Below are 23,183 nucleotides of genomic sequence, written 5' to 3' on the forward strand. Positions count from 1 at the left end.
CAAAGGGATCAGACTGTAAATCTGACGGCTCTGCCTTCGAAGGTTCGAATCCTTCTCCCTCCACCATCATTCAGAAAGCCCGGCCTTGCGCCGGGTTTTCGCTTTCTTGCCCACTAACACTTTCCGCCCTTGTCAGATTTGACAGTTGCAATTGCATCCCACCTTGCTCATCGTGGCATCATCAACATCAGAGTGTTCACATCATGTTTGAAGTCTGGGATGAGCATGGCCACGCAACAGGTCTGACACTGCAGGCACTCAAAATCAGAATCAGCAACGACTATCAGGGCGATCTGATGGTGCGCTACAGCAACAAGCTGGGACTCCCCACGACTCTTTTTCTGACGGTTCACAAGGGAGTGGCCTACCAGCGCTTTAAAGCGGGCTCGCCAAGACTGGACTGGGAGTGGCTGGCTGGGGCTGGTAATGGCCATACACCCCGCGATTTTATGAGTGAGCAGTTCCCCTTATTTCAGTTCTCCCTCGACAACAACTGACTCTTCATACCGTTCGCTTAACCCCCTCAGCTCCCCGATGATTTGCTGTAATTGGGCACGAAATCCGGTCAGCTCATCAGCACAAGATGAGGACCCGAGCTGGCGGATCTTCTCTTCCAGTCGCCATGCCTCTTCAGCCAGCTGCGGCGCCATCATCATGCTGATGGTCCCCGCCTGACGATGCCCCCAATTCGCCAGTGCCTTGTCATCCTGTGGCTGCTGCACCATCGCTTGCTCAAGCTCCTGGCGAAATAGCGGAAACATCTGCCGTAACTTGTCACCTTGGCCAAAAAATGCCTCCATGGCCGCGACATCAATCAAGGATGGCGATGGCAGGATACGCCACTTTTGCAGCATCTGACGCAAACCATCCAGCAGCACCGGCTTGCCCAGCAAATCATCCATGCCGGCGGCAAAGCAGCGTTCAGCCTGCTCAGGCATGACATTGGCCGTCATGGCAATGATCAGCAAGCGCTTCTTATCCTCCCCAGCCCGTACCCTGCGCGTGAACTCATAGCCATCCATCACCGGCATCTGACAGTCACAGAGCACCAGATCATAGGGATACTGCGCGACCATCTCGAGGGCTTGCTGGCCGTGCTCAGCCAGTTCGCAGTTCAGCTTGAGCTGCCCGAGCTGGCGTATCACCAGCTGCTGGTTAAGGGGATTATCTTCCACCAGCAGTATCCGACAGGGCAGCATGGACCCACGCGCAGCGCTATTGGGCATCAATTGTGAGGCGGTCTCATCGCTCAAGACCATCTGGCGATAGCAGACTTCCCGCACTGCATGCCAGGTCATGGGATTGCTGTTGAGAATGTAACCCTTCTCATCACTGCGATAGCCAAGAGGGGTTGCCAGCGGCAGCACCCGGATAACGCCCTCAGCCGCCAGGTCATGGTCACTGAAACGCAACTGAGCATTATCAGGGGGCGACGTTCGCGTGACTCCCAGCGCGTCAAGATGCAGTAACAGGGTGTGACACAGCTTATCGTCATGCAGTTCAATGCTGGCTTGCAGGCCATTGAGACGGAGATCCGGCTCTCGCTTTACCAGAACAGGCAACGTGACTGTCAAGGTGATAAAAGTGCCGAGCCCCGGGGCACTCTCCAGCCGGATCTCGCCCCCCATCAAGGTGGCCAGGGTCTGGCAGATACTCAGCCCCAAGCCAGTACCACCATAACTGCGGGTGGTAGAGCTCTCCGCCTGCTCAAAGGCATTAAAGATCCGGTCACGCGCTTCGGGTGTCATGCCGATGCCACTGTCGCGCACACCGAAGCGCAATTGCTGTTGTCCCTCCCCCTGTGCCAGCAGTTGCACCGAAATCTCGATAAAGCCCCGCTCGGTAAATTTGATGGCATTGCTGACAAAGTTGAAGAGGATCTGACGCAAACGCAGCTCATCGCCGCTTACCCGGGCCGCAACACCGGCATCAGCCCACAAGTAGACGCGCAACCCCTTGCGGTGTATCTCGCTCACCGTCATGGTCAACACACTGTCGATCAGCTCACGGAGGAGAAACGGGGTTTGCTCGAGCTGCATCTTGCCTGCCTCCAGCTTGGCATAGTCGAGCACATTGTCGATCAGTGCATGCAGTCCCAGGGCACCGCGGTTGATGATCTCGACCATCTGGCGCTTATCCTGAGTCAGCTCGGTGAAGGTGAGCTGCTCCGCCATGCCGACGATACCATTCATGGGGGTGCGAATTTCGTGGCTCATGGTGGCCAGAAACTCCCCTTTCATGGTCGCCGCCGATTCCGCCCGCTCTTTCGCTCTGGCCAGTGCCAGCTCCACCTGCCGGCGCCTGGTAATTTCCTGACGAAGGCGCCAATACGCAATGCAGATAACCAGTATAAAGAGGGTTATACCCGACCCCAGCGGGATAAGTGTGCGCATCAGTTGCTGCCATGACACCCCCTCGCTGTAGTTCAATGCCAACCAAGTATTGCGGATCTGCCGTCGCTCCTTGTCGCTCATGCTGGCCAGCACCCGATTGACCAAAGGCAAGAGAGGGGTATAGGGCTCACGTACCGCTACCACCAGCTCATCCTTGAAGGGCGAAGGAGCCGCAATATTAAGCTGGTCTTCAAACTGATCCGCAATGAGTCGCGAGACTACCACCAGGTTGCCGATATAGGCATCCCCCTCACCAGCCGCAACTGCCGCCAACCCTTCACTGGCGTTGCTTGTCACCTTAATCGTCACATCCGGCAACAGCGCCTTGATCTGTGGAATTAACATGCCGTCGGTCAATAGCAGTCGCTTGCCTGTCAGGTCCGTGATATCTCCTATGGTGGGCGTACCGCTTGCCGTCACCAATACCATGGGAAATGATGCGAAAGGCTGGCTGGCATGCCAACCCATCAACCTGTCGATGATGCGGGTTGGCAGCACAACAAGATCGACATCATGATGCAGCAACTGTTGTTGAAGATCAGGCCAGCTCTGAATCGGAACCCTGCTGTAAGCCAAGCCAAGCTTCTCTTGCAGCAGCGCCAGATAGTCAACTACCATTCCAACCAGATTGCCATCCCTGTCACGATAGTAAAAAGGCATCCAATTGGGACTCAACCCCAACTTCAATGGTGGCAAAGCCGACAACCATGCTCGCTCATCAGGGCGCAGCAAAAAATTACTGTGCCCCATAAAGTTGGGGACCAGGTTCTCCCCCAACCAGCGCTTCTCAAGCTCGCTGCGGGTCTCGACCGTCAACGCCTGAATGGCAGTATTAAGCTGGGTAGAAAGCGTTTGATTCTGGCTGGCAACAGCAAGATGAAGGGTCTCCATCAACAGGGGAGACTGTGCAACAACCGCCAGCGCAGGGTGACGTTTGATAAACAGGTTGGCTACATACAGATTGCCGATATAGGCATCCGCTCGCCCTTGCTCCACCGCCTGCAGTGCGCTGCGAGTATCTACGAAGAGCCGCGGTGTGACCTTCGGATAGTGCAGCTTGACCAGCGTCTCGGTCATAAAGCCCTTTTCGATGGCAATGCTCGCAGACTGTAACCGGCTCACGTCGCGAAAGAGGGCGCTGTCCTGACGCACAACTACCACGGTCGGTGAGGTGTAATAGGGCAAACTGTAGGTGACACATGGGCGTCCCCCAGCATTAAAAGCATCGAGCAAGAGATCAATCTTGCCACGGCAAATATCCGCATACATGGCATCCCAGTCAGGGTAGGCATGCCAGGCAATCCGGTAATCCAGTTTTTTAGCTAATTGCTCCATTAATTCCACGCTGAATCCAGCGGCAACCTTACCATCCCATCGCTGAAATGGAGCCCATCCTCCTGCTAATATACCGACTTCAATAGTGGCAACCTCAGGCGGCTCAGAAGCCTGTAACACAGGGGTAAAGAATAAAGAAAATCCAACAATAATGGTAATTTGACTGAGCAATGACTTTATTGAGCAACATATCGACATAGTGGTTTACATATTTTTACAAATCAGTGTATGCATATAAAAAACAGGGATCGCACGGTAGTATATCAATGTCAGCTTTGATAGCCTTAATTTTACTAATCGCATCAAGAGAGACTCACTTATGACCTTTAGGATTATACTTTCCGATGATCATCCATTGATTTTAGCTGGTATCCGTAGCCTGATTAAAAAAATAACCCCACGCTGTGATGTCGTAGCAGAGGCATATAGGGTTTCTGATTTGTATATTTTATTAAGGCAACAGCCATGTGACTTGCTGATAACGGATTTCAGCATGCCGGGTGATAGTCGCAGTGATGGCCTCGTAATGGTACAGCAATTACGCAGAGAGTATCCCAATTTGGCGATCATTGTACTGACACAACTCCACAACAATGCAATATTACAGGCTCTGCTTCAATGTGGGATTAGTGGCCTGATATTAAAAAAATCTGTTATCACTGAGTTATCAGAAGCCATTCGCCAAGTGCTGCTTGGCCACACTTATATAGGTAAGTCTGTTAAAACCCTGCTGACTGAGGCCGGCATATCTCGTCACACCGATCTCACCCCGCTTACACCAAAAGAGAGCGAGGTAGTGCGTTTGCTGGCCAGTGGCATGTCGGTCACCCAGGTAGCAGAACACTTGAATCGCAGTGTGAAGACCATCAGTACACAGAAAAAGAGCGCCATGATGCGCCTAGGCTTGCAAAGCGATAGTGAACTGTTTTTTTATGCACAAAATAACGGTTTAGTTTAATATTACATACCACCAACAGGTATTGTTGCATCGACAATTAATGTCACAATGCCTTTATATGTAGCTCCTGGTCGCTTCCTCATTTCATCAACTTTAGACTGTTCTATTTCAAATAAGAAAAAATCATTGGCACTTTCTTTACTATTCTTAAATGGCACTTTCACGGATGGACTTAAAATAAACTTCCCATATGCATTATTACGTGAAATAACAATTGGTACTCTATGGCTACCAGAGCGATCTCTTATTTCACATTGCCCGCCCCCCACATGTGTATACTGGCACATCAAACCGATCCAGAAAGGCGTATCACTTGATATTCTCACAGGTAACCTTGAGTTTAATACTGTAGGCAATGTGGAATTCCACCAGCCTTTAGGTGGCGTCAAGACAACTGTATTACTACCATGAGGAAACTCTACTTTCATTTGATTTCTTACAACTAAAGATATATCCATTTCGATAATTGATGGTGCTCTATATGCCGAATTACCAAGATCAAGATCTTTGTTTGATGAACCAACAGTAAGTGTCACTCTTCCTTGGTATCGACCATTCGGAATAGTATCTATGTTATCAGCAGAAAGTTTATAACCAAAATAATATTTACTTATTATCGCATTGATCCTTTTAATTGGGTTTGGATATATTTTCGTGTAACATGAACCCCCATTTTTTGAGCGTTGGCCGCGATTGAATAAAATACTGTTTTGGTGCTACTCGCGGTATCTCGATCAACTAGGGAACAGTTCGAGTTAGGATGCGCCTGATATGCATCACCAATATCCACCCCTACATTTTTTAGAGTATAGCCGGTATGAGTAAAGGAGAATTTCATGTTCACTTTACTGCCTGTGGGACTAGTCAGTGTGACAGATTTTTCTCTAGGGAAGCTATGGAAAAAAATCGGTCCCATGCATTACTACCTCTAAATATTGGTTTGTCAATATCTGCATCCACAGCAACCACTCTAGACACATTATCATCACAGAAATAAGATAGTGGTAGTTTTATACAAGGGTCTGTAATTCTAAATTCATTTTTTCCAGGGTTATCCCGTGATTGTGAGTATTCTGCATTGACCTTCAAAACGACGGAATGCGCCATCGTAAATGGCATCATAAATATAAATATAAATATAAATATTAATGTTTTAATCATATTTAACTGAACTCAATTTTGTTTCTAAACTGTGACAGGCTAGATCACCTAAAAATAGTATTCTGCTATTTATTGGTAAGGTGGGGACATCGACAACAGTCTCACACTGGCTAATGCCGTTTATCTCCATTTTCAAGATTGGATTGCGGGCGCTCATCTCAACGGCAAAAAAACCATCCACTTCACTCATGGTTCTACCTGCATGATTGACAACCATTGCCCCCTTCAAAGGAGCCCCCTTCTCATCCAACAGACGACCAATGACTGTTACCGTCTTCATGACGTGAACCTGATGATAGGCCACCCCCCCCCCTTGTTGAGGTGATAAGGCAACACGTTGGGGCGAATGCTCACCGAGGGGGCATCATGGCCAGCCAGATCCAGCTCAACAGCACCGCTGCGATAGGCTGCTACGGGTATTAGGTTGCGCCCTGGCCGCAACTTTAAATTACCACCCTGATCGTCATCGGCACGCAAGATCAGATCAGGCATATCGGACTCCAGATCCGCTATCATGCCCGCCTCATACCCCTGAGATTGGCCGGTCATGGTCAGACTGCCCTCATCACCAAACGCCAGGGTGCTGTCAAGATTGAGCCCACCGCTCAGAGTACGGTTATAGGAGAAAGACAGCAGGTAGGCATCACCACTGACCAGATCCCCCTGAAACCTGGCATAGCCTGCTGTGCCGACGCCATAACTGTCAGTTGTCAGATTTACCCCGACGCTCTGCAGGGCCCCCCACTCCAGTAACTGCTGGTAACTGAGAGATCCGTTACGCTCTTGCCCGCCGGAACGGGAGGTTCGACTACCTATACCGACAGCCAATTGACTACGTTCTCCACCCAAGTTCATGCTTAGAGAGAGCATACTCCCCCTGTCCCTCGCGTTATCGGTACTGATGCTACCTGGCCGGTCAAATACCGTCAGGTTCCAGCTCACCGTCTGACCGAGTAGCTCGCCGTTGTAACGCCAGCCCAGATCAACCCCCAACCCACGCTCCGCCTGATGTGCCAAATAGAGGTTGGCAAAGTGTCGCTCGTCGAGCCGCTGCTGCAACGATATATTGCTCTGCTTGAGGTCGTGACTCCCCTCCCAAACTGGCCCTTTCTGGTGCTGCTGCTGGTGGCTGAGCACCAAGCTACCCTCGCCATAGTGATACAAGGCCTGCAGATCGAAGCCGCTTCCAAGTTCCTGTGTCGACATCAGGTTACCAAACAGCCGCCACTGATCATTCAGGCTCCAGTCGGCAGAAAGACCGTGCTGCCAGCGCTGGTCGATATACTGGCTGGATGCCCCGACGATCACGGAGGGAGTGAGCAAATAATTGAGCATGATACCGCTACTTAGAGGACTGGGAGTGTCCTCTTCCAAGTTGCTGAACAGGCGGGTCTGCTGGCCAGCAAACAGGTTGAAACGCCATGCCTCATCAGGGTTTTGCCAGTTCATCGGCTTGTAGATCATCTCGCGCCGCTGTTCGGTAATCTGGCCATCTTCCAGCACACGCAGTTCCACCTCGTAGATCCCAGCAGGCAACACCTTGGTGTCCAGTGCCTGCAGCCCCGAACTCACCTGCTGCGAGTTAATGAGCTGCCCATCCCGATAGATCTCCACCATGCCGGGCCGGCTCGGGGTGACATAGACAGGAGTGGTACTGGCCTGGCCTTGCTCTATCAACAGGGTGTCGGAGTCCCCCAGCATGACACCCAACACGGTCGGGGTTCCCCCGCCAAACAGGGTAGGTTGACGCACCAAACCTTGTGCATAAGGCGAGAAGTAGCCCAACCTATAGAAGTGCCCCTTTCCTTCATGCTCGGCATAAAGTTGCTGTACATGGTGCTGCGCCACCTGCCCATTTCCTGACCGGCTCACTTCTCCCTCAAACAGCGGAGTCCATTGGCCTATGCTTCCCTGTGCAATTAGGTTGTAACGGCCACTACGCAGCTCACCTTCCTCCTGGGTCAGGTTCAACTGATGGCGCAACAGGGCGCCATAGCTGCCCCCACTGGGCAGATTGTAATAACGGTTCTGCGGCTGTCCCTTCTCGGCACCGGCCGTCAGCACCGACAACTGGGAGTTCTCTAGGCTGTACTCCAGCGCCAGCACTTCGTCAGCGCATGGATTCTGACATGGGCCCAGTAGATGGGATGCCTCCAGCGCCTTGGTCCAACGCTGACGGCTACGCTCGTCCAGCTCACTTTCATGGCTGCTGGTCAGAGCCAACAGTTGTACGCTGGTGTCTTTGCCCAGCACTATCTCGCCTTCCCCCAACAACTGCCCATCCACCAGAATGCGCACCGCCAGCGGGACGCCGAAGAAGTGATCCGCAAAGCCATCAGGCAAACCCTCTACTTGTTGCAACAGATCAAGGGGTTGTGCAACATGCCTACCCGTGGCCCAGGCAGGTGCGCAAAACACAACCAGGATCAACAGGAAAGAGAAATACTGCATGTATCTATCCCACTTCTTCTAAGCACAGACAAAAAGGCTCCCTTGATGCAGGGAGCCTCCATCAATCGGTTTATACGCCGCCTTTGGGTGCTTCTCCTTTGGGAGCTTCCGACTCAAAAATCATGTTGACCACACCTTGGTAGTTACCTGGCTTATAACCCACGACAGGAGCATCCGCCGGGATCACTTCCAACCCGAGCAACTTGCCGGTCTTGGCATCATCCGCCTTCATAACTTCCACGGATGTTGTCCCCAACGTGACCCCACCAATTTTTACGGTCAATGCGATGTTGTCATTACCGCTGGCCATCATGGCCGGATTGGTCAAATAACCGGTAATTGCTCCGATTGTGCTTTTTACATCCAACTGCTTGGTAAGCTTGTCCAACTTTTTGGTATATGGGTTGTAAGCCAGCTTCTGCGGTACGTTCATCCAGTTGTCACCGCCTGTCGGCTGTACATAGAAATCCTCACTCGGGATCTGAGCTGTCACTGTAACCTGATGCTCAAGACGTTCAGCAGCAATCAAATTGGCTGACACCAGCATGACCAAAGGGACTGCTATCCATACTTTCATTACTCTCTCCTTTTTGGGAATATGAAACATCAGTGACCAATCACGATGCTTCTGCTCTTATCACCCTCTATCAATGAAAACTGATAGAGGTGATTACTTTTTTTGACTAATTGTTTAGACATGTTTGGCAACAAATGAATCTTGCTTGGCGTTGAACAGTTTTTTCCCCGTGAATCACATTCTTCAAAAAAATCCAACACTATAGTGGTATTTCCTTTATTAATGACTGTTGTCGTGGAATCCTCTTTTATAAATTGGGTATCAAATAGACTTTCTTTAGGCATGACAAAGACAATTGTGCCAAAGCCAGTCAATATATTTACACCCGCTGAAACTGCCTGCTGACTGTCTGAATCTATATTGGCCCCCAAGTCAAATCCATCCTCCTGTTTTGGCAAAACAGGAATGAAGCGAATTCTGAAGTAACGTTCCTTGTCCCGCCCCCCCCCCATATATAATAGTCGGGTAGCCTGCATGCCATTGGCCGGAATAATCATGCGAGAGGGGCTAGCAATCAGCGGCCGAGGCCCTTCGGTCAACTCAGCCAACTCTGATGGTTTTCCCATCTCATCGTAGATGATCTCGTGGATTGCCACCTTAATAAAGGCAGTGCTATCGCCCTGATTACGAACCCGTTTTAAATAGGTACTTTGCTGGCCATTCATATAGTCATACAAAGTTCCTATATTTATTTCAGCAGAAGCAAAAACATCTTTATTAAAGAACATCAAAATAATGAATGCAGAACATATTTTTTCATGAGTCTTCCACTAATTTTTAATGCAGCATGATTCTTAACTCTTCGATTTCGAAAAGAAAAAAGCATATTACTGTATCTAGTCTATTGAAGCTCACAAATTACGTTAATAAGAGAATTCCTATTTTGATTACAAGCGCACTCTTATTATCAGATGATTCCTACAGGTCATTCTGCTATCCCTGTTGTATTATGCGCCCCTATGTCTATCAACAGGTAAGCGCCATGTTTGCGTTCAAAGAAGAGTTTCCGGTCGGTGACGTGGCATCCCTGGCAACAGCGGATATTGCCATCCCCTTCTATCAGCCGATCGTTGACCGGAACCACCAGCTCATCGGTTTTGAGGCGCTGGCCAGACGCTGGGAACCACGCCAGCAGCGCTATCAGGGGATCGACTTTCTCTCCCTCAGCGATGAGGAGTCCCTTCATCTGGACATCGTCATGCTCAGAGCGATTCTGCGCGACCTGCCGACGCTCGCGCAGAGCAGCACCAGTCTGCTCTCAATCAACCTCAACCCGACTCTGAACAGCCCCACCTACCAGAACCTGTTGTTGCTGGTACTGATCCAGGCGCGCAAGGTAGGGCTCGACATCTGGTTCGAGGTACTCGAGCACGCCCCGCTACAGCACAAGGAGCTGGCCCTGATTGAAGTGTTGCGCAGCCACGGCGCCCATATCGTCTGCGATGACTTTGGCACCCAGGAGTGCAACTTCCAGCGGGTGCTGGCGCTGCCCTACGAGATCATCAAACTGGATCGCTCCCTGTTGCTGCAAGCGACCAAGAGTAGCCATGCACTGCGGATGCTCACCGGTCTGGTAGAGTACCTGCAGCGGCTCGGCACCAAGGTGGTGTGCGAGGGAGTTGAGACCCAGCAACACATCGAGGTAGCCAACCTGCTCGGCTGTGACTATCAGCAGGGTTATGCCCATGCCATGCCATCTCCCCTCTCCCGCTGGGCCTGAGCGGCTGTTTCATTTCGGCATCCTATCGGCTCGCGCAGCCAACAATTTCCTGCCAAATTGCATGATGACGTGGGGGCGAGTACAATCTCGCACCCCGAATATCCGGCGCATCTTCTTTCGATAACCCCGGATATGCCGTCATCGGGTCGCGCTGCATTGAGCATCCTCTCGGAGAGCATCTTGCACCGCAACTCAACCACTACGACGCCATCAGGTGGCGTTGTCCTGATTTGCAATCAGACATAAAGAGTCCGACATGTTTAAACCAGAATTGCTCTCCCCCGCAGGTTCCCTCAAGAACATGCGTTACGCCTACGCCTATGGCGCCGATGCAGTCTATGCCGGCCAGCCCCGTTACAGTCTGCGGGTGCGTAACAACGAATTCGATCACGAGAACCTTCAGCTCGGCATCAACGAGGCTCATGCCCTCGGCAAGCAGTTCTATGTGGTGGCCAACATCCAGCCCCACAACTCCAAGCTCAAGACCTTTATCCGCGACATGCGTCCGGTGGTGGAGATGAAGCCGGATGCGCTAATCATGTCAGACCCCGGTCTCATCATGATGATGCGCGAAGCTTTTCCTGATATGCCCATTCACCTCTCGGTGCAGGCCAACGCGGTCAACTGGGCCACGGTGAAGTTCTGGCATCAGATGGGCTTGACTCGGGTCATCCTCTCCCGCGAACTATCGCTGGACGAAATCGAGGAGATCCGCATGCAGGTGCCGGAGATGGAGTTGGAAGTCTTCGTTCACGGCGCTCTGTGCATGGCCTACTCCGGCCGCTGTCTGCTCTCCGGCTATATCAACAAGCGCGACCCCAACCAGGGCACCTGCACCAACTCCTGCCGCTGGGAGTACAAGGTTCACGAAGGTAAAGAAGATGATGTGGGCCAGATCGTCCACCGTCAGGAGCCCATCGCCGTGCAGAAAGTTGACCCGACGCTGGGCCTCGGCAAGCCGAGCGATGCACTGGTGCTGCTGGAGGAGTCCAACCGCCCGGGCGAGTACATGAGCGCGTTCGAGGACGAGCACGGCACCTACATCATGAACTCCAAGGATCTGCGCGCCGTCGAACATGTCGAGCGCCTGACCAAGATGGGCGTCCATTCGCTGAAAATCGAAGGGCGCACCAAGTCTTTCTATTACTGCGCCCGTACCGCCCAGGTCTATCGCAAGGCCATCGACGATGCGGTTGCAGGCCGTCCGTTCGACCGCAGCCTGATGGGCACCCTCGAAAATCTGGCCCACCGCGGCTATACCGAGGGCTTCCTGCGCCGTCACAACCACAGCGAATACCAGAACTACGACTACGGCTACTCCGTCTCCGACACCCAGCAGTTCGTCGGCGAGATCACCGGTCGCAACGGTGACATGGTCGAGGTCGAGGTAAAGAACAAGTTCCTGGTGGGCAACAGCCTGGAGCTGATGACCCCGCAGGGCAACCTCAGCTTCAATCTGGAGCAGATGCAGAACCGCAAGGGCGAGCTGATCGACACCGCACCGGGCAACGGCCACGTAGTCTATGTGCCGGTGCCGAAGGAAGTGGACGTGAACTACGGCATCCTGCTGCGCAACCTCGGTGAGCGTCAGGATACCCGTCAGCCCCACTCGGCCGCCTGAGATGGCACTGCTCATCACCGACAAGTGCATCAACTGTGACATGTGTGATCCCGAGTGTCCGAACCAGGCCATCAGCCTGGGTGAGGAGATTTACGAGATCGACCCCAGTCGCTGCACCGAGTGCGTCGGTCACTATGAGAAGCCGACCTGTATCAGTGTCTGCCCTATCGACTGCATCATCTGGGATCCCGCTCATGTGGAAACCGAAGATCAGCTGATGGAAAAGTTTGTGCGGATGCATCGGCAGTAACCTCGGTATCAGCATCAACAACTCACAGGCTGCATCCTCCGGGAGCCCGTCCATATGATGAAACCGCAGCGCTGCTGATGAAGAAGTTTGTACAGATGCACCGACAGTAAATGCAACAAGGCCGGGAAATCCCGGCCTTTTTTGATCCAGCCCTCATCTCCATGATGGCTATTTTTTGTTTACCAACCGGTGCAATTCATCCAGCTCCCGCTGCGCCGTCAGCAAGTCGGTCTGTGCCTGCTCCAATTTGCTCTGCTTGTCGGCAATCTTGTCCGGCTTGCCACTGACTCTCGCCTCCTGCAGTTCAAGCAGACGCTCATCCACCTCGCCACGCAGTTTGTTAACCCGCTCTTTCTGCTCCTTAAGCAGACCTTCATCGGTACAGTTGGCCTTGATATTGCGCGCGGCCTGTTCCAGCCCGGCAATCTGCCCGGCATTGTTGTGTGCTTTGGCAAACACCAGCTGGTCATTGACGGCCTGCAGACGGGCCTTGCAACCGACCGCCTCACTGCCAAAGGCCTGACCCGCCAACAGCAGCAAGCCGGCTCCCAATACTTTCCACATCTCGATTCATCCGGTCTTGTTTGCGAGCTTACCATACAAACCTTGATCGGCAGCAGGGTCAAGCAAGCGGGAAAAAGGTGCGACAGAAGTTGTGCGACATCACGCAATTGCCACCCTGTTGGTTCTACAATAGCGCTCTTTTCAATCGGGAGTCTGTTATGAATCAACAAATTGTGGTCATTGCCAACGGTGCCCCCTATGGCAGCGAATCCCTGTTCAACGCCCTGCGTCTCGCTATCGCCCTCAACGAACAGGGCGGTGCCAGCCTCAAGCTGTTCCTGATGTCCGATGCGGTGAGTGCGGCGCTGGCCGGTCAGGCACCGGCCGAGGGATACAACCTGCGCCAGATGCTGGAGATCCTGCTGGCCCAGGGCGTCACCATTCGCCTGTGCAAGACCTGCACCGATGCCCGTGGCATCACCGCCCTGCCGCTGATCGAGGGCATTGAAGTCGGCACCTTGCCGATGCTGGCCCAATGGACCCTGGCTGCCGACAAGGTGCTGACCTTCTGAACCATAAGGGGCTGGCCAGCAGCGAAGTCAACCCGGTTAGCCTACCACCGACTCCTGTCGGGCACTTCGCCGACCATGATGTCGGGCGCTGGCTTCATAAAGCGCAAAAATCGCCACACAAAGCAGCGCCATCAGCACATAGAGCAACTGCCCGCTCCACTGCTCGAGGATCCAGCCTCCCAGCAGGGCGCCGGCGGCCCCTCCCAACCCGGCCAGTGCGCTGGCACCAAAGTAGCTCCCCTTGAGATGAGCGGGAGCCATCTGGTCGATCAGCACGTTGAGCAGGGGGAAGAGGATGGTCTCGCCAATGCTGAGCAACAGCACGGCGCCAAACCAGTGGCTGCGCACCATCGAGTCCCCCAGCGCAAAGAGCAATTGAGCCGCCAGAAAGAGCGCCATGCCGATATGAAGCCGTACCCGCACCGGCCAGCGTGACAACAACCGCAGCAGCGGAAATTGCAGCAGCACCACGGTCAGGGCATTGGTCGCCACCAGCAGAGCAACCAGTTCGGCCACCTGCGGCATACCGGCCCGGGTCAGGTATTGCACCAGCGGCGAGTGAAACTGGGAGTAGACCAGCACCATCAGGAGATTGGCCATCACCAGCAACAGGAAGGCGCGATCCGCCAGCAACACCTTGATGGCATCCCGCAGTCCGGGGCCAACCGCACCCGGCTTGCCACTGCTGCCAGCCAGGCGAAAGCCCCAGCCAAAGGCCAGCGCCAGCAGCAGATAGCTCACCACCAGAAACAGGAAGGTCTCCTGCTGGGCGTTGATCCCGAGGGTCACCCCCAGTAGCGGCCCCAACGCGGCTCCCAGGTTGAGCAGAAAATAGCGCAGGTGCAGTGCCAGCTCCCGCGCTTTGGCCGAGGCCAGACTGTCGGCCATCAGCGCCTTGCCGGGGGCATCGATGAGTCCCGACGAGAGGCCGCTGCCCATCACCCCGACCCCGAGCCAGAACACCGCATGGGAGAAACCGAGCAGGGCGAAACAGATCATCGCCACCAGACAACCGGCCAGCAGTATGCTGCGCCGCCCGAAGCGATCAGAGAGCCAGCCGCCGTAAAAACTGACCAGGGTAGAGAGGGCCATCGAGCCACCCAGCAACAGGCCGATGAAGGTGGCCGAAAGGTCATACTCCCGATAGAGCAGAATGGAGAGGAAGGGCCACACCATGTAGTAGCTGGTACGCACCATAAAGGTGCCCAGAATGACGATCCAGACCAGCGGGGTAAATTGCCTGGAGGTGCTCCATAACATCGTGATACTCCATGCCCCGCAGCTCTTACCACAAGATCCTGTCATAAACGGGGAAAGCATTCAGTTGTAACAGAGGGCCTCAATGGAAACAACACTCGATCACCGACAAGGTGCAACCGGATGCAAAAAGGCCAGCCGATGGGCATCGGCTGGCCTTTTTATCGCGGGATTTCCCTCTGGCTAACGCCAGAGGGCCAGGCTTAGCGCCAGGGGCTCTGCTGCCACAGACGCCCCAGTCCGGCTTCCAGCGCCTGAGCACCCTGCTGTCCCAGCTTCTGGGTCAGACTTTTAGGCTTGCGATAGCTGATGCCGATCACCTTGTGGTGGCTGGCCTGCGCCAGCAGATAGTCATCACTAGTGCAGAGGGTATCCACCAATCCCAGCCCCTTGGCCTGACTCGCCAGCCAGTGCTCGCCGGTCGTGACCTGATCGATATCGAGTTGCGGGCGGTGTTCGGCCACAAAGGCCTTGAAGCGCTCGTGGATCGCCGCCAGCTCCTCGCGAAACTTCTCGCGCCCCAGATCGTCGTTCTCGCCGAACATGGTGATAGTGCGCTTGTACTGACCGGCAGTGTGCATCTCGAATTCGATATCGTGCTTTTTCAACAACTTGTTGAAGTTCGGCATCTGGGCGATCACCCCGATGGAGCCGACGATGGCAAAGGGGGCAGCCAGGATCTTGTCCGCCACGCAGGCCATCATGTAGCCGCCGCTCGCCGCCACCTTGTCGATAGCCACGGTGAGCTTGATGTCACGATCGCGCAGCCGCTGCAACTGGGAAGCGGCCAAGCCATAGCCATGCACCACGCCGCCACCGGATTCGAGTCGCAACAGCACCTCGTCGCCGGGCTGGGCGACGCCGATCACCGCGCTCACCTCCTCGCGCAGGGAGGCCACCTCTTTGGCATCCATGCTGCCGTTGAAATCGAGCACAAACAGGCGACTGCGCTCATCACCGGCCTTGGCGCGCTTTTTCTGCTCCTCTTTCTGCTGCTTTTCCAGCACCTTGCGTTCGGTCTTGCTTACGAGCGCGCTCTTGAGGGCAAACTGCCCCAGCTCCAGCTCGCTCGAGAGATCGGTCACCACCAGCTCCCCCTTGCGCGCTTTCGGCTGGCGAGTGCTGACGATCATCAGGATGATGGCGCCGATGGCCAGCAGGAAGGTCACTGTCTTGGCCAGAAACAGGCCATATTCGGTCAGAAATGTCACGATGGACTCCAGAATGGATCGGTTTTCGTCACATTCTAGGGAGTTTGGCGAATGCGCGCAAAAAATCGCAGCCAGTGCCCGGAAAAACCAACCCGAGCATCACAACCTCTCTATTTTCTTCACATTTTTCTTGCCGCTGGCTGGTCAAACAGGCGCGCGGATCAGTACACTTGGCGCCGATTGCCATGCACTTATGGCCGGAATTTGTTAACAGGAGTTGTCATGCTCGATTATCAGGCACCCCGCGATCTGCTCAAGGATAAAGTCATTCTGGTCACCGGTGCCGGCGACGGGATCGGCCGCGAAGCCGCCCTCACCTACGCCGCTCACGGTGCCACCGTGATCCTGCTCGGCCGCACCAGCGCCAAACTCGAAGCCGTGTATGACGAGATTGAAGCGGCCGGTTATCCGCTGCCCGCCATCGTGCCGGTGGATCTGAAAGGGGCCACCGCCGCCCACTACCGCGGCATGGCAGAAACCTTCGCCCAGCAGTTTGGCCGCCTCGACGGCGTGCTGTTCAATGCTGGTCTGCTTGGCACCCTCTCTCCGTTTGAACATATTCAGGAGAAGGAGTGGGACGAGGTGATGCAGGTCAACGTCAAATCGGAATTCCTGCTGACCCAGGCGCTGCTGCCGCTCTTACGCCAGACTGCCAAGGCGCAGGGCGATGCCTCCATCGTCTATACCTCCTCCAGCGTGGGACGCAAGGGGCGCGCCTACTGGGGCACCTATGCCATCTCCAAATTTGCCATCGAGGGGATGATGGAAGTGCTGGCCGACGAGCTTGAGAACACCGGCGTGCGGGTCAATACCCTCAATCCGGGCGGTACCCGTACCAAGATGCGCGCCAGCGCCTTCCCGGCGGAAGATCCCATGAACCTCAAGACTCCGGCCGACCTGATGCCGCTCTACCTCTACCTGATGGGGTCGGACAGCAGCGGCAAAACCGGCCAGACCTTTGTGGCTCAGCCAAAATAAACAAGTTGCGTGGCCCAGCCCAAATAAATCAATAAAATACCCAGAGTGTTGTGCGGCAGGGGTTAAATTGAATAGGGAGCACAGGCTCCCTGTTCGAACCACTGACCATCCTATCTCCAATCAGGTTGAACTATGTTTCGTCCCAAGAGCACGTTTGAGCAATGGCGGATCTTTCAGGCGGTGGTCGACTGCGGCGGCTACGCCCAGGCGGCCGAGGCGCTGAACAAGAGCCAGTCCTCCCTCAATCATGCGGTTGCAAAGTTGCAGCAGAGTCTGGGGGTGCCCTTGCTGGAGGTGCGCGGCCGCAAGGCGGTGCTGACGCCGGCGGGCGAGATCTTCCTCAAGCGGGCCCGTCAGCTGAGCCAGCAGGTGGAAGAGCTGGAAAATCTGGCCAACAACCTGGAGCGGCAGTGGGAGCCGCAGATCAACCTCTATGTCTCGGCGCTGCAACCAAGGGATCGCCTCTATCGGGCGCTGGCCAGCTTCTATCCCCGCAGCCGGGGTTGCCGGGTCAACCTGCACGAACGCATTCACTGCCACTTCAACGCCCTGCAACCGGGGGATCTGATGCTCTCCGAGCACCTGCCCGGCGATCGCACCGGCCTGTTGCTGGACGAGGTGTGCCTGCTGCCCCTCTGCGCCGCCAGCCATCCGCTGGCACAGGAGGAGGGGCCCATCCGCAGCGACGTGCTGACCAGCCACAACCAGATCAGCCTTCACCCCCCCATTCACCGCTCGGTGGACTGGAACGATGCGGATGACACCGGCTGGAGGGCGACCCACTACCACGAAGTGCTCGCCATGCTGCGCCTCGGCCTCGGCTATGCCTGGCTGCCGCGCCATCTGGTTGAGCGGGAGCTGGCGGAAGGTTCACTCATACAGCTGGATCTGGAGAGCGGCAACGAGCGCCACCTCTACACCTACCTGCTGACCCTCTCCCCCGAATCTCTCGGCCCAGCGACCGAGCTGCTGCTTCGCTGCCTGCGCAACGAATATCAGGGCGAATCAGCGCCGCTCCCGCACGCCCAGTCCCAGCACGATAAATAACAGTCACATCCCCCGTCAGACGTTCGGCACCCGCCAGCTGGCGGCCAGTGCCACCAGCGCCAATCCCAGCGCCACCATAAAGACCCCGTGGAAACTCCACACCTCCGCCACCACACCGGCGATGGCCCCCGCCATGATGGAGCCGGTGCGGATGCTGTTGGCAAACAGGGTAGTCGCCACCCCGGCTCTCCCCGGCATCAGATCCTGAAAGTAAGACATGCCGATCCCCGCCACGATACCGATGAAGATGGCGTTGAACAGCTGCAAGGCGATCAGGGCGTATTGGTCGGTGAGGGTCACCAGACCTGTGTAAAAGGCCGCACCAGCTAGCACCGCCAGCAGCATCATGGGGCGCTTGCCAAAACGGGCCGTGTAGTAACCCGCCAGCAGCATGAAGGGGATCTCCAGCGCCGCCGCCGTGCCCATCAGGATACCGGCAAGCTTCTCATCCATCCCGAGCTCGCGGGTGATGTAAAGCGGCATATTGATGAGGTACATGCTGTTGCAGGTCCACATCAGGGTGGAGGCGATAAAGAGCGCCCGCACCGCCGGATCCCGCCAGCTGCTGACCCGCTCGCTCTCTTCAGCCATCTTGGGCAAAGGGAGAGAGGGGAGCCAGCGCCACACCACCAGGGCACAGAGCAGGTAGGCCAGTGCCGAAGCCAGATACATCAGCTCGAAACCGTAGCCGATAGCCAGCGCGAAGGCGATGGGCGGGCCTATGACCCAGGCCAGCGAAAATTGGGCTCGCATCACCGAGCTGAACATGTCAGCCCGCCGGTTGCGGCTGTCGGAATACTCCCGCGCCAGCGCAAACAGCTGGGGACTGGCTGTGGCCGCCAGCGCCGCCAGCATCACCCCCAGACTCGCCAGCAGCCAGTAGTTGCGGTTCCAGGCAAACAGCAAGGAGAGCGCCACCCCGGCAAAACAGCAGCGCAGGATCAGTCGCTTGCGATCCCCCTTGTTGTCGGAGCGATGGCCCAGCCACTGGCTGACCAGAATGCCCACCACCGCATTGATGGTATAGAAGAGCCCGACCAGAAAGGGGCGCACCTGCACCTCTTCGGCCAGAAACAGACTTAAGGTAGGCACCTGCAGTGCCACCGCGACGCCGGTCATAAAGGTCACGGCAAGAAATGAAAGAGAGACTGGGTCAGGGCGTTTGACCGCCGCTATCGACAAGCTCATAGGGTTACCACTGATTGGAGGGACGATACGGGCTAACGGGCGGCAGCCGTATGAAAATTCGGCGCCTATCTTATGTCACTATCAAGAGCGGGCTCAAGGATGGCATAAGCAGGTGTGCGCCTTGCGAGGGAGGCCGCGACCCCGTAGAGTGAAAGCCCATCCTGCCAGCACAAGGAATTCGCATGTTTGATTTTGATCAGGAAGTAGACCGCAGTGGCACCATGAGCCTGAAATGGGACAAGTACAAGGGTCAGGATGTGCTGCCCATGTGGGTTGCCGATACCGACTTTGTCTCCCCCCCGTCCGTGATCGAGGCGTTGACCAAACGGGTCGCCCACGGCATTTTCGGCTATTCACGCCCCTCGCCGCGCCTGATCGAACTCATTATCGAACGGATGGCAACCCGCTATGGCTGGGCCATCGAGCCCGAATGGCTGGTATTCCTGCCGGGCGTGGTGCCGGGGCTCAACCTCGCCTGCAAGGCGTGGAGCCAGCATGGCCGCGGCATCATCACCCCCAAGCCGGTCTACTACCCCTTCCTGCAGGCGCCGGGCTTCAATGATCGCCCCCTGCTCACCGTGCCGATGATTGAAGAGGCGGGTCGTTGGGTGCTGGATCTGGCAGAGCTTGAGCGTCAGGCCCCCGCCGCAGATCTACTGCTGCTCTGCAACCCCCACAACCCGGGCGGCACCATCTTCACCCGTGACGAGCTACTGGCCATCGATGTCATCGCCGCGCGCCACAATCTGGTGATCTGCTCCGATGAAATCCACTGCGATCTGCTGCTGGATAAAAACGCCCGCCACATTCCCTACGGCGCCATCAGTGTACAAGCAGCCGGGCGCTGCGCGGTGATGATGGCCCCGAGCAAGACCTTCAATATCGCCGGTCTCTGCTGCTCCTTCGCCATTATCCCCAACGCCCGTCTGCGCTTCAGGCTGCAACAGGCGATGCGCGGCATCAGCGCCGACGTCAACCTGCTGGGCTTTGTCGCCGCCGAAGCAGCCTATGAGGGTGGTGAGCAGTGGCTAACCGCGCAACTCGACTATCTGGCGGCCAATCTGGCCCTGATCCAGCAGGCGGTTGCCCGCTGGCCCGGTGTCAAGCTGGCCAACCATCAGGCGACGTATCTGGCCTGGATCGATGTGAGCGCCCTTGGCCTTGCCGATCCCATCGCCTTCTTCGAGCAGGCCGGCGTTGGTCTCTCCCCCGGCGCCCAGTTTGGCGACGGTCAGTTCGTGCGGCTCAACTTCGGCTGCACCAGGGCACGGCTGACCGACGCGCTGGCGCGGATGGAGCGGGCAATCCTCAATAACAAGCCCTGATCAGCCAGCAACGGGATGGGCAAGCCCCATCCCTTTTTCCCTGTGTCATCAGCCAGCGGTCAACTCAGTCAACGGTCAATTATGTCTCTACGGATCTTGCATCACCTTCTGCTCCCCCTCTGTGCACTCTCTGCGCTGCTCCCCTTTGGCAGCCAGGCGCTGACTATCGGAACGGGCCCGCTCAATGGGGTCTACTACCCGACCGGTGGCGCCATCTGCCGAGTGCTCAATGCCGGCCATGCCCTGCATGGGGACAGCTGCACCGTGCAGAGCACCCGTGGCTCGATGGCCAATCTCAAGGCACTCGACAAGGGGGACGTACAGCTGGCGCTGGTGCAATCCGATGTGTTGCACCACGCCCTGCACGGCACCGGCCCCTTCAGCGGGCAGGGGGCCAACAATGAGCTGCGCAGCCTGTTTCGCCTCTATCAGGAGTCGTTGACCCTGCTGGCCGCCCCCAATAGCGGCATCACCACCCTGGCAGATATCGAAGGGAAACGGGTCTATCCGGGCAACAACGGCGCCGGTGAGCAGATCACCAGCCAGGCCCTGATGGCAGTCATGGGATGGCAACCCGGGCAGTTTGCTGCCTATCAGCTCAAATCGGACAGCGAACCGCTGGAAGGGCTGTGCGATGGATCGCTGGATGCCGCGTTTGTGGTTGCCGGTCACCCCAGTCTGGCGGTCGGCGATCTGATCAGCCGCTGCAAGGTGCGCCTCATTCCCATCGAAGGGGAGCAGATCGACAGGCTGCTCAAGCAATACCCCTACTACCAGCGCAGCCGTATCGCCGCCAACCTCTATCCGGGGCAGACCACCGCCATCAACAACATCGGGATGAGTGCCGAACTGGTGGCGCTGGCCAGCCTGCCGGACCCCATCGTCCGAACCGTGCGCGATACCCTGCTGGCCCGGGTCAAACAGTTCAGTCGGCTGCATCCCGCCCTTAGCAAGGTGACTCCCGAGCAGTTGCAGGCGCAAACCGAGCTGCCCCTCCATGCGGGAATGTCGGATCAACCGCCAGCTCCCTTGTCACTGACCCCCGAGCAGTTAACCGCGGAACAGCTGACGCCGGAGCCGTTAACACCAGCACCATCGACCTCGGAAGCGGTGCCCACGACAGAGCAGGTGAGTGCCGCCGACGGGACGACAACGCCCATTGAGGCGCCCTCCGACGCGACCGCCACCAGCAGTGCCGCAGTGGCGACAGAAGCCACAGAGGTTAATCCCTTACCCGAAGAGGCGCTCGAGGTCACCCCCGAGCTCACTGCGCCAACCACCGAGGGTGGGAGCGTGGCCCCCTCTGCCGCAGCGTCAACGGCGCCAGCACCATCGGCTGCCGTTTCAACTCAGTTGCCACAGAGCGCCTCTGCGGCCACTGCGCCGCAAGAGCAGGCAACCCAGCCTGCCAGCAGCGCGGTTGCTGACGAAACCCCACCGCAGGATAAAACCGATATACTTCCCTCCCCTGCCACCAGTGCAGCCACACCGCCGCAGCACTGAGTGGTCAGCACCCACAAACGCATCAGGGCAGCCTCGGCTGCCCTGATTGTTTACGCACGTTCGATAGTGACGCAATTGATGGCGGCACAGTCACCCCGATAGACCTACTCACCTTGCCGCCCCGCTACGGCTCCATCACCCGGGTCAGATAGGGGTTGGGCTTCTGGATCTCCTCCTCTACCCAGTGCAGCAACTGCTTGATGGCCCGCGACAACACCTGATTCTGGCGCACCACGTAGCCCAGACTGGTACCGGGAAAGTCGCCGAGGCTGGTGACCGGCGCGGTGAGGTTGAGGCGCGGATGCAGGGAAAAGTCCGGCACGATGGCGACACCAAAGCCCGCCTCGGCCCAATCCAGCTGGGCGTCCACGCTGCCCACCTCCATGATGCGGCAAGGGGGTAACGCCAACAGCGGCAGGGATGGGTCGATCAGCGCCCGGGTGCGGGTGTCGTGACCGAGCAAGATCAGGGTCGGCTCATCGAGGGGATCGCTCTCTCCCGCCACCGCCCGCGCCTGCCAGCGGGCAAGGCCGTGGCCCAGCGCGCACCAGGTTACCTGTTGCAGCTCGGTATAGAAGAGCGGCTCGCTGCGCTTTTGCGCCATCACGAAGCCCAGATCCGCCTTGCCCGCCTTGACCAGCTCGGCGGCCTGATCCGAAGTGGTGTTGAACAGGGTAAGGTCGATGCCGGGGAACTCCCGCTTGAAGCGCTGGAACGGCTGGATAAGCAGCAGGCGGGAGATGATGTCGCTGGCGGCGATGGCCAGCGTCCCCTGACTCAGCTGGTTGAGGGCATTGAGATCGGACTGGCAGAGCTGCAACTCGGCAATGGTGCGCTCGGCGCTTTGCAGCAGCCGCTCCCCCGCCTGCGTCAGGCGAAACGGACTGCGCTCGATCAGCCGCACCCGGGTCGCCTGCTCCAGCCGCTTGATATGCAGGCTGACATTGGGCTGGGTCATGTGCAGCTCGGTGGCGGTCTGGCCAAAATGTTGCAATCGGGCCAGGGTGACAAAGGTTTGCAGCCAGTGAATATCCAGCATAAGAGTCCCTCAACCCGCGATGTGCGGGGCTTGCCAGGCAAAATCGGACGGTTTGCCGCTTAATTGGCCATAATTATATGGTTCTCTTATCGG

At 56.4% G+C, this 23,183-nt stretch carries 21 protein-coding genes; 10 read left to right on the top strand and 11 right to left on the bottom strand.

Going from position 1 to position 23,183, the window contains the following annotated elements:
* Window positions 1–203 precede the first annotated feature (203 nt).
* Window positions 204–497, top strand: coding sequence for a hypothetical protein (locus G5253_RS04660; RefSeq protein WP_216953101.1), 294 nt, complete (start codon window positions 204–206; stop codon window positions 495–497).
* Here the strand turns inward: G5253_RS04660 and G5253_RS04665 are convergent.
* Window positions 468–3,926, bottom strand: a complete 3,459-nt coding sequence (locus tag G5253_RS04665; RefSeq protein ID WP_421202724.1) for an ATP-binding protein — start codon at window positions 3,924–3,926, stop codon at window positions 468–470. The genes G5253_RS04660 and G5253_RS04665 overlap by 30 nt on opposite strands.
* A 121-nt stretch (window positions 3,927–4,047) precedes the next feature.
* Here G5253_RS04665 and G5253_RS04670 point away from each other — a divergent pair, with 121 nt between their 5' ends.
* Window positions 4,048–4,686, top strand: coding sequence for a response regulator (locus G5253_RS04670; protein ID WP_421202725.1), 639 nt, complete (start codon window positions 4,048–4,050; stop codon window positions 4,684–4,686).
* A 2-nt stretch (window positions 4,687–4,688) separates the two neighbouring features.
* Here the strand turns inward: G5253_RS04670 and G5253_RS04675 are convergent, their stop codons facing one another.
* From G5253_RS04675 to G5253_RS04695, 5 genes are all read right to left on the bottom strand, one after another.
* Window positions 4,689–5,222, bottom strand: coding sequence for a hypothetical protein (locus G5253_RS04675; RefSeq protein ID WP_421202726.1), 534 nt, complete (start codon window positions 5,220–5,222; stop codon window positions 4,689–4,691).
* A gap of 617 nt (window positions 5,223–5,839) precedes the next feature.
* Window positions 5,840–6,127, bottom strand: coding sequence for a CS1-pili formation C-terminal domain-containing protein (locus G5253_RS04680; protein WP_421202727.1), 288 nt, complete (start codon window positions 6,125–6,127; stop codon window positions 5,840–5,842).
* A complete protein-coding gene (locus G5253_RS04685) occupies window positions 6,124–8,208 on the bottom strand; it encodes a TcfC E-set like domain-containing protein (RefSeq protein ID WP_421202728.1) in 2,085 nt (694 codons plus the stop codon). Before G5253_RS04685 ends, G5253_RS04680 begins: the two co-directional genes overlap by 4 nt.
* A 160-nt stretch (window positions 8,209–8,368) precedes the next feature.
* Complete coding sequence (locus G5253_RS04690) at window positions 8,369–8,875, bottom strand: CS1 type fimbrial major subunit (protein WP_421202729.1); 507 nt, start codon at window positions 8,873–8,875, stop codon at window positions 8,369–8,371.
* Between the two features lie 29 nt (window positions 8,876–8,904).
* Window positions 8,905–9,603: a hypothetical protein gene (locus G5253_RS04695; protein WP_421202730.1), complete on the bottom strand. Its 699-nt coding sequence runs from the start codon at window positions 9,601–9,603 to the stop codon at window positions 8,905–8,907.
* Window positions 9,604–9,857: 254 nt separating this feature from the next.
* Between G5253_RS04695 and G5253_RS04700 the strand changes: the two genes are divergently transcribed.
* The 3 genes from G5253_RS04700 (at window position 9,858) to G5253_RS04710 (ending at window position 12,466) form a co-directional block, all read left to right on the top strand.
* Entirely contained in the window at window positions 9,858–10,595 is a 738-nt protein-coding gene (locus G5253_RS04700; RefSeq protein WP_421202731.1) for an EAL domain-containing protein, read from the top strand.
* Between the two features lie 256 nt (window positions 10,596–10,851).
* On the top strand, window positions 10,852–12,216 hold the full coding sequence (yegQ, locus tag G5253_RS04705; RefSeq protein ID WP_216953099.1) for a tRNA 5-hydroxyuridine modification protein YegQ: 1,365 nt from the start codon (window positions 10,852–10,854) through the stop codon (window positions 12,214–12,216).
* A 1-nt stretch (window position 12,217) separates the two neighbouring features.
* The gene (locus G5253_RS04710; protein WP_005334896.1) at window positions 12,218–12,466 is read left to right on the top strand and encodes a YfhL family 4Fe-4S dicluster ferredoxin; all 249 of its coding nucleotides are present in this window, start codon (window positions 12,218–12,220) and stop codon (window positions 12,464–12,466) included.
* A gap of 168 nt (window positions 12,467–12,634) precedes the next feature.
* Here the strand turns inward: G5253_RS04710 and G5253_RS04715 are convergent, their stop codons facing one another.
* Window positions 12,635–13,030 carry a DUF1090 domain-containing protein gene (locus G5253_RS04715; RefSeq protein WP_227342149.1) on the bottom strand — a complete coding sequence of 132 codons (396 nt, stop codon included), beginning with the start codon at window positions 13,028–13,030 and terminating at the stop codon, window positions 12,635–12,637.
* Between the two features lie 158 nt (window positions 13,031–13,188).
* Between G5253_RS04715 and G5253_RS04720 the strand changes: the two genes are divergently transcribed.
* Window positions 13,189–13,542, top strand: coding sequence for a DsrE/DsrF/TusD sulfur relay family protein (locus tag G5253_RS04720; protein WP_005334901.1), 354 nt, complete (start codon window positions 13,189–13,191; stop codon window positions 13,540–13,542).
* A gap of 36 nt (window positions 13,543–13,578) precedes the next feature.
* Here G5253_RS04720 and G5253_RS04725 read toward each other — a convergent pair whose 3' ends face one another.
* Window positions 13,579–14,802 carry an MFS transporter gene (locus G5253_RS04725; RefSeq protein WP_421202732.1) on the bottom strand — a complete coding sequence of 408 codons (1,224 nt, stop codon included), beginning with the start codon at window positions 14,800–14,802 and terminating at the stop codon, window positions 13,579–13,581.
* 200 nt (window positions 14,803–15,002) lie between these two features.
* Entirely contained in the window at window positions 15,003–16,010 is a 1,008-nt protein-coding gene (sohB, locus tag G5253_RS04730) for a protease SohB (protein WP_421202733.1), read from the bottom strand.
* A gap of 222 nt (window positions 16,011–16,232) precedes the next feature.
* Between sohB and G5253_RS04735 the strand changes: the two genes are divergently transcribed.
* Both G5253_RS04735 and G5253_RS04740 read left to right on the top strand, forming a co-directional pair.
* Entirely contained in the window at window positions 16,233–16,988 is a 756-nt protein-coding gene (locus tag G5253_RS04735) for a YciK family oxidoreductase (RefSeq protein ID WP_421202734.1), read from the top strand.
* A gap of 132 nt (window positions 16,989–17,120) precedes the next feature.
* Window positions 17,121–18,035, top strand: coding sequence for a LysR family transcriptional regulator (locus G5253_RS04740; RefSeq protein ID WP_421202735.1), 915 nt, complete (start codon window positions 17,121–17,123; stop codon window positions 18,033–18,035).
* A gap of 15 nt (window positions 18,036–18,050) precedes the next feature.
* Here G5253_RS04740 and G5253_RS04745 read toward each other — a convergent pair whose 3' ends face one another.
* Window positions 18,051–19,223: an MFS transporter gene (locus G5253_RS04745; RefSeq protein WP_005362183.1), complete on the bottom strand. Its 1,173-nt coding sequence runs from the start codon at window positions 19,221–19,223 to the stop codon at window positions 18,051–18,053.
* Window positions 19,224–19,405: 182 nt separating this feature from the next.
* Here G5253_RS04745 and G5253_RS04750 point away from each other — a divergent pair, with 182 nt between their 5' ends.
* Together G5253_RS04750 and G5253_RS04755 are read left to right on the top strand one after the other, a co-directional pair.
* Window positions 19,406–20,548, top strand: coding sequence for a MalY/PatB family protein (locus G5253_RS04750; RefSeq protein WP_421202736.1), 1,143 nt, complete (start codon window positions 19,406–19,408; stop codon window positions 20,546–20,548).
* Window positions 20,549–20,629: 81 nt separating this feature from the next.
* Complete coding sequence (locus G5253_RS04755) at window positions 20,630–22,051, top strand: TAXI family TRAP transporter solute-binding subunit (RefSeq protein WP_421172065.1); 1,422 nt, start codon at window positions 20,630–20,632, stop codon at window positions 22,049–22,051.
* A gap of 124 nt (window positions 22,052–22,175) precedes the next feature.
* Here the strand turns inward: G5253_RS04755 and G5253_RS04760 are convergent, their stop codons facing one another.
* On the bottom strand, window positions 22,176–23,090 hold the full coding sequence (locus G5253_RS04760; protein ID WP_005353868.1) for a LysR family transcriptional regulator: 915 nt from the start codon (window positions 23,088–23,090) through the stop codon (window positions 22,176–22,178).
* Between the last annotated feature and the right edge of the window lie 93 nt (window positions 23,091–23,183).

Source organism: Aeromonas sp. 602658, assembly GCF_049173005.1.
GTDB lineage: Bacteria > Pseudomonadota > Gammaproteobacteria > Enterobacterales > Aeromonadaceae > Aeromonas > Aeromonas veronii_A.